This is a genomic window from Curtobacterium sp. L3-7, from assembly GCF_048756585.1.
GTDB lineage: Bacteria > Actinomycetota > Actinomycetes > Actinomycetales > Microbacteriaceae > Curtobacterium.
Genome location: NZ_CP151474.1, coordinates 1,818,233 through 1,830,403, shown reverse-complemented (window position 1 = coordinate 1,830,403; position 12,171 = coordinate 1,818,233). Strand labels below are relative to the sequence as shown.

Annotated in this window: 12 protein-coding genes and 2 tRNA genes; 5 read left to right on the top strand and 9 right to left on the bottom strand. The window is 68.7% G+C overall.

What is annotated here, in order from left to right; translation table 11 throughout:
• Positions 1 to 122: 122 nt before the first annotated feature.
• Positions 123 to 707, top strand: coding sequence for a TetR/AcrR family transcriptional regulator (locus AAEP80_RS08925; RefSeq protein ID WP_420366761.1), 585 nt, complete (start codon positions 123 to 125; stop codon positions 705 to 707).
• Between the two features lie 9 nt (positions 708 to 716).
• The gene (locus AAEP80_RS08920) at positions 717 to 2,741 is read left to right on the top strand and encodes a M3 family metallopeptidase (protein ID WP_420366760.1); all 2,025 of its coding nucleotides are present in this window, start codon (positions 717 to 719) and stop codon (positions 2,739 to 2,741) included.
• 242 nt (positions 2,742 to 2,983) lie between these two features.
• Here the strand turns inward: AAEP80_RS08920 and clpX are convergent, their stop codons facing one another.
• Positions 2,984 to 4,264 (bottom strand): ATP-dependent Clp protease ATP-binding subunit ClpX, encoded by a 1,281-nt coding sequence (gene clpX / locus AAEP80_RS08915; protein ID WP_281267361.1) that lies wholly within the window; start codon positions 4,262 to 4,264, stop codon positions 2,984 to 2,986.
• A 229-nt stretch (positions 4,265 to 4,493) separates the two neighbouring features.
• Here clpX and AAEP80_RS08910 point away from each other — a divergent pair, with 229 nt between their 5' ends.
• Positions 4,494 to 5,216: a YcnI family protein gene (locus AAEP80_RS08910; protein WP_420366759.1), complete on the top strand. Its 723-nt coding sequence runs from the start codon at positions 4,494 to 4,496 to the stop codon at positions 5,214 to 5,216.
• Positions 5,213 to 5,857, top strand: a complete 645-nt coding sequence (locus AAEP80_RS08905; RefSeq protein WP_420366758.1) for a copper resistance CopC family protein — start codon at positions 5,213 to 5,215, stop codon at positions 5,855 to 5,857. The genes AAEP80_RS08910 and AAEP80_RS08905 overlap by 4 nt, the downstream gene beginning before the upstream one ends.
• A 354-nt stretch (positions 5,858 to 6,211) precedes the next feature.
• On the opposite strand, the gene AAEP80_RS08900 is transcribed toward AAEP80_RS08905, so the two are convergent.
• The 5 genes from AAEP80_RS08900 to AAEP80_RS08880 form a co-directional block, all read right to left on the bottom strand.
• Positions 6,212 to 6,871, bottom strand: coding sequence for an ATP-dependent Clp protease proteolytic subunit (locus AAEP80_RS08900; protein WP_281267358.1), 660 nt, complete (start codon positions 6,869 to 6,871; stop codon positions 6,212 to 6,214).
• 26 nt (positions 6,872 to 6,897) lie between these two features.
• Positions 6,898 to 7,527: an ATP-dependent Clp protease proteolytic subunit gene (locus tag AAEP80_RS08895; RefSeq protein ID WP_281267357.1), complete on the bottom strand. Its 630-nt coding sequence runs from the start codon at positions 7,525 to 7,527 to the stop codon at positions 6,898 to 6,900.
• A 166-nt stretch (positions 7,528 to 7,693) separates the two neighbouring features.
• Entirely contained in the window at positions 7,694 to 9,004 is a 1,311-nt protein-coding gene (gene tig, locus AAEP80_RS08890) for a trigger factor (RefSeq protein ID WP_402729224.1), read from the bottom strand.
• Between the two features lie 35 nt (positions 9,005 to 9,039).
• A tRNA-Pro gene (locus tag AAEP80_RS08885) sits at positions 9,040 to 9,116 on the bottom strand.
• Between the two features lie 57 nt (positions 9,117 to 9,173).
• Positions 9,174 to 9,464, bottom strand: coding sequence for a hypothetical protein (locus tag AAEP80_RS08880; RefSeq protein ID WP_420366757.1), 291 nt, complete (start codon positions 9,462 to 9,464; stop codon positions 9,174 to 9,176).
• Positions 9,465 to 9,517: 53 nt separating this feature from the next.
• Here AAEP80_RS08880 and AAEP80_RS08875 point away from each other — a divergent pair.
• Positions 9,518 to 9,591 (top strand) — tRNA-Gly (locus AAEP80_RS08875).
• A 95-nt stretch (positions 9,592 to 9,686) separates the two neighbouring features.
• Here the strand turns inward: AAEP80_RS08875 and AAEP80_RS08870 are convergent.
• The 3 genes from AAEP80_RS08870 to AAEP80_RS08860 all read right to left on the bottom strand — a co-directional run bounded on the left by AAEP80_RS08870 (position 9,687) and on the right by AAEP80_RS08860 (position 12,167).
• Complete coding sequence (locus AAEP80_RS08870; protein ID WP_420366756.1) at positions 9,687 to 10,013, bottom strand: hypothetical protein; 327 nt, start codon at positions 10,011 to 10,013, stop codon at positions 9,687 to 9,689.
• A gap of 302 nt (positions 10,014 to 10,315) precedes the next feature.
• A complete protein-coding gene (locus AAEP80_RS08865; protein ID WP_420366755.1) occupies positions 10,316 to 11,185 on the bottom strand; it encodes an aminoglycoside phosphotransferase family protein in 870 nt (289 codons plus the stop codon).
• A gap of 67 nt (positions 11,186 to 11,252) precedes the next feature.
• Positions 11,253 to 12,167, bottom strand: a complete 915-nt coding sequence (locus tag AAEP80_RS08860) for an endo-beta-N-acetylglucosaminidase H (protein WP_420366754.1) — start codon at positions 12,165 to 12,167, stop codon at positions 11,253 to 11,255.
• Positions 12,168 to 12,171 lie beyond the last annotated feature (4 nt).

The window sequence follows — 12,171 nt, the reverse complement described above, 5'->3', positions numbered from 1 at the left end:
TTCCGTGACGGACTTCGCTCCGAGCGGAGAACGGTCGTTCTCCGTCGATGTGCCCTACAGTAGAGAACGACCGTTCCCCGCGCAACTTGGAGACGGTGAACACACAGCGAACGGGGTACGACATGAGCGCGAACACGATCGAGGCCGACACGAAGGCCCACATCGTCGACGTCGCCGATGCACTCTTCTACGCCCGCGGCATCCAGTCCGTCGGCATGGACGAGATCCGCACGGGTGCCGGCGTCTCCTTGAAGAAGCTCTACGCGGCGTTCCCCGGCAAGGACCAGCTCATCGCCGCCGTCCTCGCGGGACGCCACGAGATCTGGGAGCACGGCATCGAGCAGGCGGTGGACGCCGCGGCCTCACCCCGCGACAAGCTCCTGGCGATGTACGACTTCCTCGAGTCGTGGTTCGGGGACGACACCTTCCGCGGCTGCGGGTTCATCAACGCGTTCGGCGAGCTCGGCGCGACCTCCCCAGCCGTCGCCTCGATCGCCCGGGAGCACAAGGAGTCGTTCCAGGCCTTCGTCGCGGCACTCACCACTCGGGCCGTCGCCGACCCGGCTACTGCCGACGAACTCGCAGCGCAGCTGGCGTTGCTCGCCGAAGGCGCCCAGACCACCGCGGCGATCGCCGGCGACACCGCACCCGCGCGGCACGCCCGTCGCGCCGCCGCCACCCTGATCGACGCCGCGACCCGTCGCTAGGGTGGGGTGATGACGACGCCGTTCGACGAACCGAGTCCCCTGCCGTACGCACTCCCCCCGTTCGACGACGTCCGGCTGGAGCACCACCGTCCGGCATTCGACGCCGGCATGGCCGAGCAGCGCGCGGAGGTCGAGGCGATCGCGTCGAACCCCGACGCTCCGACGTTCGACAACACCCTGGCGGCGCTCGAGCGCACCGGTCAGCTGCTGTCCCGTGTCAGCATGGTGTTCTTCATGCTGTCGTCCGCCGACTCCACCCCGGAGCTGCACGACATCGAGGCCGAGGTCTCCCCGTTGCTCGCAGCACACCGTGACGCCATCACCCTCGACTCGCGGCTGTACGAGCGGGTGCGCGCTGTCCGCGACACCGCCGCTGCCGAGGGCCTCACCGGCGAGGACCTCCGGCTCGTGGAGCGCACCCACACCGAGATGACCCTCGCCGGCGCCGGACTCGACGACGCGGGCAAGGAACGCCTGACCGCGATCAACCAGGAGCTCTCGACACTCACCACGACGTTCGAGCGGAACCTGCTCGAGGACACCAACGACTCCGCGGTCCACGTCACCGCCGAGGACGAGCTCGCGGGACTCGACGACGGCGCGAAGTCCGCTGCCGCCGGTGCAGCAGCCGACCGCGGGCTCGACGGCTGGCTCATCACCCTGCCGCTCTACACCGGGCACCCGTGGCTCGCGTCGCTCACCGACCGTGGGCTGCGCGAGCGCATCATGCGTGCATCCCTCGCCAGAGGTCGTCGCGGGAACGAGCACGACAACCGCGAGGTCCTGCTCCGCATCGTCCGGCTCCGGGCCGAACGCGCCGAACTCCTCGGCTTCCCCGACCACGCGTCGGTCGTCACGGCAGACGAGACCGCCGGCGATCCCGCCGCCGTCGCCGGGCTGCTGTCCTCGCTCACACCGGCGGCCGCGCGCAACGCCGAGGACGAGCGCGCGGTCCGGTCCCGCACCGTCGGGTTCGACGTCGAGTCCTGGGACTGGGCGTACGCGACCGAGATCCTCCGCGGCGAGCAGTTCGCCGCGGACAGCTCCGCGATGCGCCCGTACCTCGAGGCCGACCGGGTGCTGCACGACGGCGTGTTCTTCGCCGCCAACGCGCTGTACGGCCTGAAGTTCGCCGAGCGCCCCGACCTGCACGGCTACAACGACGACGTCCGCGTGTTCGAGGTCACCGACGAGCAGGACGGTCCCGTGGGCCTGTACCTGCTCGACCTCTACACGCGGGACGGCAAGCGGGGTGGCGCGTGGATGAACCCCGTCGTCGAGCAGTCGGCGCTGATGGGCACCCTGCCCGTCGTCGTGAACAACCTCAACGTCGCGAAGCCCGCCACCGGGTCCCCGACGCTCCTCATCCAGGACGAGGTCGAGACGCTGTTCCACGAGTTCGGGCACGCGCTGCACGGGTTGATCGCGCGGGCGACGTACCCGCGGTTCTCCGGCACGAACGTCGAGCGGGACTTCGTGGAGTTCCCGAGCCAGGTGAACGAGATGTGGGTGTCCTGGCCCGAGGTCCTCGCGAACTACGCGAAGCACCACGAGACCGGCGAGCCGATGCCGCCGGAACTCGTCCTCGGGCTGAGCGACTCCGCCGGCTTCAACGAGGGATTCGGGACGACCGAGTACCTCGCCGCCGCACTCCTGGACCAGGCGTGGCACCGCCTGTCGAAGGCCGAGGCCGACGCCGTCACGGACGTCGAGGCCTTCGAACGACAGGCCCTGGCGGACGCCGGGGTCGACGTCGCCGCCGTTCCGCCGCGGTACTCCTCGACCTACTTCGCGCACACGTTCTCTGGCGGGTACGACGCCGGCTACTACGGCTACATCTGGAGCGAGGTGCTCGACGCGGACACCGTGGAGTGGTTCCGCGACCACGGCGGGCTCGACCGCGCTGCCGGGCGCCGCTTCGCCACGCTGCTGCTCGGCGTCGGTGGGTCGAAGGACCCGATCGAAGCCTTCCGCGAGTTCCGCGGCCGCGACGCCGAGGTCGGCCCCCTGCTGCGCCGCCTCGGCTTGGAGTAGCGCGCGGCGCCCGGGGACGGTCCGGTCGGCCGTTTCGCGCGTAGGGAGTCGTTTCGCGCGTAGGAGGCACGTCGTTCCGACCCCCTACGCGCGAATCGACTTCTCGCTCCGAGCGTGATGGGAAGGAACGCGCGTAGGGGAACGCCGCGCGCCCCCGCGGGAACACCCGCGCGCAGGGACACCCCGCACGCCAACAGGGCCCGCACCGAGACGGTGCGGGCCCTGTTGCGAAGCGGATTCCCCTACGCGGACTTCTCGACGCGCTTGGTCCTCGGCCGCGGGACGATCGTCGGCGCCGCGTTCTCGAGCACCGACTCCCGCGTGACGACCACGCGTGCGACGTCGTCGTCGGAGGGCACGTCGAACATGATCGGCCCGAGCACTTCTTCCATGATCGCTCGGAGCCCACGTGCACCGGTCTGGCGGAGCACCGCGAGGTCCGCGATGGCCTCGAGCGCACCCTGGTCGAACTCGAGCTCGACCCCGTCGATCTGGAACATCCGCTGGTACTGCCGGACGAGCGCGTTCTTCGGCTCCGTCAGGATCTGCATGAGCGCCGACTGGTCGAGCTGCGACACCGTGGTGACGACGGGCAGACGCCCGATGAACTCCGGGATGAGCCCGAACTTGTGCAGGTCTTCCGGCAGGACGTCGGCGAAGAGGTCCTGCTGGTCGAGCGGGCTGTGCAGCGGGGCGCCGAAGCCGATCCCCCGCTTGCCGACCCTTGAGGACACGATCTCTTCGAGACCCGCGAACGCACCGGCGACGATGAACAGCACGTTCGTCGTGTCGATCTGGATGAACTCCTGGTGCGGGTGCTTCCGACCACCCTGCGGCGGGACGGAGGCAACCGTCCCCTCGAGGATCTTGAGCAGCGCCTGCTGCACGCCTTCGCCGGACACGTCGCGCGTGATCGACGGGTTCTCGGCCTTGCGGGCGATCTTGTCGACCTCGTCGATGTAGATGATGCCGGTCTCGGCGCGCTTGACGTCGTAGTCGGCGGCCTGGATGAGCTTGAGCAGGATGTTCTCGACGTCTTCGCCGACGTAGCCCGCCTCGGTCAGTGCGGTGGCGTCCGCGACGGCGAACGGCACGTTGAGCCGCTTGGCCAGCGTCTGTGCCAGGTACGTCTTACCGCAGCCCGTGGGGCCGATCAGCAGGATGTTGGACTTGGCGATCTCGACGTCGTCGCGGTCTTCGGCGGCCGTGATCTGCCCCTGCGCACGGATGCGCTTGTAGTGGTTGTAGACGGCGACCGCCAGGGCACGCTTCGCCGGGTCCTGCCCGATGACGTACTCCTGCAGGAAGTCGAAGATCTCGCGCGGCTTCGGGAGCTCGAACTCGCCGCTGCCGGTCTCGTCGCTCGCTTCAGCGAGACGCTCTTCGATGATCTCGTTGCAGAGCTCGACGCATTCGTCGCAGATGTACACGCCGGGACCGGCGATCAACTGCTGCACCTGCTTCTGGCTCTTGCCACAGAAGGAGCACTTGAGGAGGTCCCCGCTCTCTCCGATGCGTGCCATGCTCCGGCCTTCCCTGGTTGACGTGCGCTGCAGTCGACGTGCACTGCAGTCGACGAGCACCACTGCTCGCGTGCACGAGGTCGTCGTGTTGTCGAGCCTAACCGCATCCAGTGACACTGACGGCGACGCCGTGCGCGTTTCCGGGCGCGCGTTCGCCCAGGGCGTGCAGTGCTGCTACGGTGATGCAGTCTTCTCTACAAGTTGTAGAACACCATCCGGAAGGAACCCCATGCAGAAGCGTCTCGCCGCCGGTGGCGCAGTGACCCTCGGCGTCGCCGCCGCGATCGTCCTCGGCACCGCGGCGTCCGCCAGCGCCCACGTCGAGGCGACGAGCACGTCGTCCGCCGCGGGTTCGTACACGACCGCGACCTTCTCCGTCCCGCACGGCTGCGACGGCTCCCCCACGACGAAGCTGCAGTTCCACGTGCCGTCCTCGGTGATCGAGGTCACGCCGACCGTGAACCCGAACTGGGACATCACGAAGGCGACCGAGCCCTACACGAGCCCCTCCGCCTCCGCAGACGACGAGACCGCCGCCGACGCCGGTGAGCGCGTCACGAGCATCACCTACACCGCGAAGACCCCGCTCCCCGCGGACGAGCGCGACACCTTCTCGCTGTCGTTCTCACTGCCGGACGGCAAGCCGGGCGACGTCGTCGCGATCCCCGTCACCCAGACCTGCGAGCAGGGGTCGACCGAGTGGGACCAGGAGCAGAAGGCGGGCCAAGCCGAGCCGGAGCACCCCGCGCCCTCGATCACCCTGACCGCCGCCTCGACCGATGACGACGACCACCACGCTGCCGCAGCCACCGACGACGCCACCACAGCGAGCACCTCGACGACGTCCCAGCCCGACCTCGTCGGCCGGTTCCTCGGGCTCGGCGGACTCGTCGTCGGCGCGGCCGGCCTCGTGATCGCCGTCGCCGCGACCCGACGCCGCAGCGCCAAGTGACGACCGTCCGTCCGGCAGGTGGCCGGTCCCGGGCCTGGAGGCTCGTGGCCGGCACCGCGGCGTCCGTCGCGATCGCGGGCGGCGCGGTCCTCGGGCTCGCCGGTCCGGCGAGCGCGCACAACTACATGACCGCGTCGACACCGAAGGTCGACGGCACGCTGACGTCCCTGCCGGACGCGTTCGAGATCACCACGAACGACAAGCTGCTCGACATCGGTGGCACCGGGTCCGGCTTCGCCTTCCGGATCGTCGGGCCGGACAAGCGCTACTACGAGGACGGCTGCGTCGCGGTCGACGGCCCGTCGATGACCACGAAGGCCGCGCTCGGTGCCTCCGGCAAGTACGAGGTCGAGTGGCAGATCGTCTCCGCCGACGGCCACACCGTCTCCGACGAGTACGCGTTCACGTGGAAGGCACCCTCGGGGTTCACGCCGGCGAAGGGCTCCGCGAAGCCGCCGACCTGCGCGACCGCCGGGTCGTCGAGCTCGTCGGACACCACGGGCACCGCATCCGGCACGACGGACTCCCCGATGTCCGACGCGATCTGGATCGGCGCCGGCGGCCTGGTGCTCGTCGCCGCAGTCGTCGCCGTCCTGCTCCTCCTCCGTCGCCGCCCAGCCCCCACCGACGACGACGACTGACCCCTGGCGCCCGACGCCTGGTGCCCGACGCCTGACGCCCGCGCCCGACGCCTGGTGCCCGACGCCCGACGCCCTGACCCCTGACCCCTGACCCCTGACGCCTGACGCCTGACGCGACGCTGCCCGGCCCGACGATGCCCGGCCTCCTGACTGGTCACAACACCCCGCTCAGCTCCGCCGACCGGTCGAAGCCCGTCGCTCGACAGCCCGCCGGGCGACACTTCCCGACCACTCGGCACCCAACCAGCGGCGTGTCGTGGCCGTTCGGTGGGTCTCGGGAGCACCGGGCCCCGGCACACCCCGCGCACGCAAGAGGGCCCCCGCACCAGTCGGTGCGGGGGCCCTCTTCGTTCGCTACTTGACGAGTGCGGGGAGGTTCTTCCGGCTCGTCAGGACCTGGTCGATCAGGCCGTACTCGACGGCCTCGGCCGCAGACATGATCTTGTCGCGCTCGATGTCGCTGTTGACCTGCTCCGGCGTCTTGTTGGAGTGCTTCGACAGCGTCTCCTCGAGCCAGGTGCGCATGCGGAGGATCTCCGCCGCCTGGATCTCGATGTCCGACGCCTGGCCGCCACCCTGCTGGGTCGCGGGCTGGTGGATGAGGACACGGGCGTTCGGCAGGGCCAGACGCTTGCCGGGGGTACCGGCAGCGAGGAGCACCGACGCCGCCGACGCGGCCTGACCGAGGCAGACCGTCTGGATCTGCGGACGGATGTACTGCATCGTGTCGTAGATCGCCGTCATCGCGGTGAACGAGCCACCGGGCGAGTTGATGTACATCACGATGTCGCGGTCCGGGTCCATCGACTCGAGCACGAGCAGCTGGGCCATGACGTCGTCGGCCGACGCGTCGTCGACCTGGACGCCGAGGAACACGATGCGGTCCTCGAACAGCTTCGCGTACGGGTCCTGCCGCTTGTAGCCGTAGGCCGTGCGCTCTTCGAAGCTCGGGAGGATGTACCGATCAGTGGGAGCCGGGACGTTCTGCGCGCCACCGAGCATGGGGAGATGCATTCTCGTTTCCTTTTCTTCGGTGGGGATCAGGACTGGGCGTCGGGGTCGGCTGCCGCGGTGGGGGTCTCGCCGTCGCTGACGGTCCCGCCGCCGCCGATGACCTCGGCGCTGGACGCGCGGAGATGGTCGACGAAGCCGTAGTCGAGCGCTTCCTGCGCCGTGAACCAGTTGTCGCGGTCGTTGTCCTTGAGGACCTGTTCGACCGTCTTGCCGGTCTGCTCGGCGGTCAGTTCGGCCATCCGCTGCTTCATGTCGAGGATGACCTTCGCCTGCGTCTGGATGTCCGCGGCGGTACCGCCGAAGCCACCGGACGGCTGGTGCAGCAGCACGCGCGCGTTCGGGGTGATGTAGCGCTTGCCCGGCGTGCCCGACGAGAGCAGGAACTGCCCCATCGAGGCGGCGAGGCCGATGCCCACCGTGACGATGTCGTTCGGCACGAACTGCATCGTGTCGTAGATCGCCATGCCGGCGGTGATCGAACCACCGGGCGAGTTGATGTAGAGGTAGATGTCCTTCTCAGGGTCCTCGGCGGCGAGCAGCAGCAGCTTGGCTGCGATCTCGTTCGAGTTGTCGTCGCGGACCTCGGAGCCGAGCCACACGATCCGGTCTCTCAGAAGGCGGTCAAAAACACTGGGGTTCAGTGTCGCTTCGGCCATGGAAAAGCTCCCGTTCAGTTGTCGCTTGATGTCGAACTTATCGGTTGCAACGCATCAGTTCGCGCCTGTTCGCTGTCGGCAATGCGGGTGGCCGGAAACGCACAGGAGGCGCGGTGCCAGCTGGCACCGCGCCTCCTGTTCATGACGCTGGTCGCGTCGAGCCGGACTACTCGGCGTCGGCCGTGGCCGGCTCCTGCGCGACACCCGCGGTGAAGGCGGAGAGGTCGACGTCGTTGCCCTCGGTGTCCTTGACGGTCACCTTGGAGAGGACCGTCGCGACGGCCTTCGAGCGAGCGACCTCGCCGACCATGCCGGGGATCTGCCCGTTCTGGTCGATGACCTTGATGAACTCACCCGGCTCCATGCCGTACTGCGCGGCGGCCTGGATCAGGTACTGCGTGAGTTCTTCCTGCGAGACCTGGATCGACTCCTTCTCGGCGATGGAGTCGAGGAGGATCTGCGAGCGGAAGGCGGTCTCGCTGGACTCGGCGACCTCCTTGCGGTGCTCGTCGTCCTCGAGGCGGTTCTCCTGCTCGAGGTGACGGTGCACCTCGTCCTCGATGAGCTTCTCCGAGATCGGGATCTCGACGTCCTCGAGGAGCTTCTCGACGAGCTTGTCGCGAGCCGCTGCGCCCTGACCGAAGGTCTTGGACTTCGCGATCTGCTCCTTGAGGTCGCCCTTGAGCTCCTCGATGGTGTCGAACTGCGACGCGATCTGCGCGAACTCGTCGTCGGCCTCGGGCAGCTCGCGCTCCTTGACGGCGGTGACGGTCACGGCGATCTGTGCGGTCTCGCCCTCGCGGTCGCCACCGACGAGCGTGGACTCGAACGTGGTGGACTCACCGGCGGTGAGGGACTCGAGCGCCTCGTCGATGCCCTCGAGCAGGTCGCCCGAGCCGAGCTCGTAGGACACGCCCGTGGCCGAGTCGACCTCGTCGTCGCCGATGGTCGCGGTCAGGTCGATCTGGGCGAAGTCACCCTTGGTCGCCGGACGGTCGACCGTGACGAGCGTGCCGAAGCGGGTGCGCAGGTTCTGCAGCTCCTCTTCGATCTCGTCGTCGGAGACCTCGACCGCGTCGACCGTCAGCTCGTAGGAGCTGTAGTCGGGGAGGTCGAACTCCGGACGCACGTCCACCTCGAAGGTGAGGACGAGGTCGCCGGTGAAGTCCTTGACGTTCGGGAGCTCGGCGACGTCCGCCTCGGCACGGCCGAGGATGCGGAGCTCCTGCTCTTCGACCGCCTGGCGGTAGAAGGTGTCGATCGCGTCGCCGACGGCGTGGTTCAGGACCTCGCCGCGGCCGACACGCTGGTCGACGATCGCCGGCGGGACCTTGCCCTTGCGGAAGCCGGGGATGTTGATCTGCTCGGCGATGTGCTTGTACGCGTGGTCGATGCTCGGCTTGAGCTCTTCCGGCGTCACGTTCACCGTGAGCTTGACGCGGGTCTCGCTCACCTTGTCGACGGTGCTGTTGGCCAAGGGGGGTTCTCCTGATGGTTGGCGGTGATGTGTCCTGGTCGGGGCGACAGGATTCGAACCTGCGACCTCCCGCTCCCAAAGCGGGCGCTCTACCAAGCTGAGCTACGCCCCGTTTGTCTGAGCCAGGGTGCTCGCGCACGCCGAAGGGGCGCACGCGACGCCGATGAGTCTAGCGGGGATGTGGTCCGCGGTTCCCGGGAGCTCGGGAGTCTGTGCGCAGACTCCGTCGCCAGCGCACGCCGACGAGGACCTGTACCCCGAGTGCGGCGACCGCCAGGACGATGCCGAGGACGATCCGCCAGACGTGCAGGAGCGCGTGCGCCGGCTGGGTCTGCGGGTCGCCGAACAGGTCAGGGCGGAGCGACAGGACCACCGCGGCGAGCGCCACCAGGACGTAGGAGAGCACGCGGGAACGCTTGATCGTGCGCTGGGACGACTCGTCCGGTGGCAAGAGGACCATGAGGGGTGTGTTCGTCCGCTACAGTGGTGGGGCTGCGCTTCGTGCGCAGGCGCGGGGATGTAGCTCAATGGTAGAGCCCCAGTCTTCCAAACTGGCTACGCGGGTTCGATTCCCGTCATCCCCTCCACAAGGCGAACCGAACCGGCACTGCGCCGAATCTCGATTCCCGTCATCCCCTCCACGAACCGAACCGAACCGAGCCGAACCGGCACTGCGCCGACGCTAAGCGGGGACGTGCCCCAGGGAGTCCGACTCGATCTCCTGGCGCAGCATCCGGTAGTGGTCTTCCCAGCCCGGTGTCCCGCCGCCCGCAGCGTGCAACGCCGTTCGAACAGCAGTGATCGCGGTCTCGAGCGCGCGAACTTCGCTCGATGACGTGACGCCGAGCGAGAAGGTCAGGGTCTTCCGCGACAGATCCGCTTCGACGTCCTGGTCGAAGACGCCGTCCATCTCGTACAGCGCTTCGGCGGATGCTTCGAAGTCGGCCCGGACCTGCTCGGCGTCAGCGCCGAGTGCTTCGCACTCGAGACGCAGGAAGTAGCTCGTCATCGTGGCCTCCAGTCACCAGCAGTCTAGGCGGGTCGTTCGGTGCTCGAGGTTGGCGAGGTAGCGCGAACTCGAGGGCGTGAGGTGGACGGTGTGCAGGTGCGCACCGCAGCCGCAGTACCCCTTGTAGTACTTCTTTCCCTTCACGAATCGCCATCCGTGTGATTCCGCGATCCGCATGAAGCGTTCGATCTCCTTCTTCGGATGCCGCGGTCGATCGACCATGCCCCACCTCTCCTCCGCTTCTGACGGTAGGGAGTGCCGCGACACGGATGGGGGCTCGCGGGCGATCTGTGGAGAACCGGTCAGCGGTCCGGCTCGTCGAGGGTCAGGAGCCACTGCCGCGGGGCATCGCGGTACTCGTCGGGCATCGCGTCGCCGGCGGCGTCGATCGCCCGCTGCCAGCTCAGTGCCCGCGGCACGACGCCGACCGTCTTCGCCAGCGCCACGATGTGCTGCACGTCGGGATCCTCGGCGACTCCAGGCTCACCGAAGAACGTCTCGAGGTACGCGTCGACGGCTCCGGGCACGTCCTCCTGCCCGGCGACGAGCAGGCTGAGGAACGGGTGCGACACGCAGGCATCACCCCAGTCGAACGGCACGGCGTCCCGCACGAACGCGTTGCCGTCGTGCAGGTCGCTGTGCTCGATCGTGGCCATCGGCAGCAGCTCGTCGAGCTCGGCCGCGGCGTCCCGGAGTCGCGCGAGCACGGCCGGGTGTTCCGGTGTCCACCGTGCGACGACCTCGGCTGTGACGTCGGGGAGCACCGGGAGCCGGAGGTCTGGCACGCCGGCGCGCACCAGGTCCTCGGCTGCCGCGGGCTCGGTCGCCCACTGCAGCTCGGCGTAGTGCCGCATCACCGCACGCCACACGGTCTCGCGGTCCTCGGCATCGCGGACGATCGGGCCGCCGTCCGGCAGCAGGACGAAGGTCCCCTCGACGGCGACGGGACGCTGCACGTGCGGGACCCCGTGCAGCGCGAGCACGTCGAGGAGCGCCGGCTCGGGTGAGACGCCCTCCGGCGCGGACTTCAGGAACAGGTCGCCGTCGCCGGTGGTCACGCGCCAGACGGTGCTCCACGCGCGCCGGTGCACCTCCTCGACGCCGAGCACGTCGATGCCCAGCTCGTCGAGCGCCGACCGCGCCCACGTCACGGCATCCATCCCGGAATCCATGCGAGAACGCTACGGCAGCGCGACGGTGCTCGGCGGGAGGGCCACCGAGCACCGTCGGTCTCGGCCCCTACTTGTAGACCGCCGCCTGTCCGTAGAGCACGTTCGTGAACGACGACACGTACCCGCTCTTGTCCTCTCCAGGCAGGTTGTACGTCATGAAGACGCCGTAGCCGTCCGACTTCGTGCGCTGTGCGAGCGACACCGCGGTGGACTGCGGTGTGTTCTGGATGTCGACCGCGGCGGCCGACAGCGAGCTCTTCCCGAGGCCGGGGATCGAGGGCGCCGAGTACGTGCCGTAGTAGGGGTTCCACGCGTAGTCCAGCTTCGACCCGATGGTGCTGCTCGCCTTCGACAGCGACGACGACGCCGGGCCGATGTCGTAGAACGAGATCAGCTTGCCGGGCATGTCCGCGCGCAACGCGGTGATGAGCCACCCGATGGACTGGTCGTTCGGCTGCGGGGTGCCGTTCGTGCCGTAGTCGGAGTACTCGTCGTCGAGGTCGACCCCGTCGAGCCCGTACTTCGTGACCGTGGCGGCGACCTGGGACGCGAAGTCCTGTGCTGCTGCCTGCGAGGGGAAGTTCGCGATCCCGGCTCCCTGGTGGTTGCCGAGGATCGACAGCGAGACCTTGATCCCCTTCGCCTGCAGCGGCTTGATCTGCGTCGCCGCGGCGTCGAGCGTCGCCTGGACCTTGTCGTTGTTGTACAGCACGGCCTTCGAGCCGTTCCAGTTGATGTTCGCGGCGAAGATGATCGCCACGTCGAACGCGTTCGCCCCGTTGGACAGCGTGTACCGCCCGACGTTCGACAGCTGGTCGTTGTTGACCTCGACGTAGGCGATGCTCGTCGGCCCGCTCTTGGTCGCAGCAGCAGCCGGAGTGGCACCCCCCGCAGGCGCCGCCGTCGCTGCGGTCGGCACGAGCGGTGCCGCCACCATCGCGGCGAGCGCCGCCACGATCCCGAACTTCATCGACTTCTTCATGTCA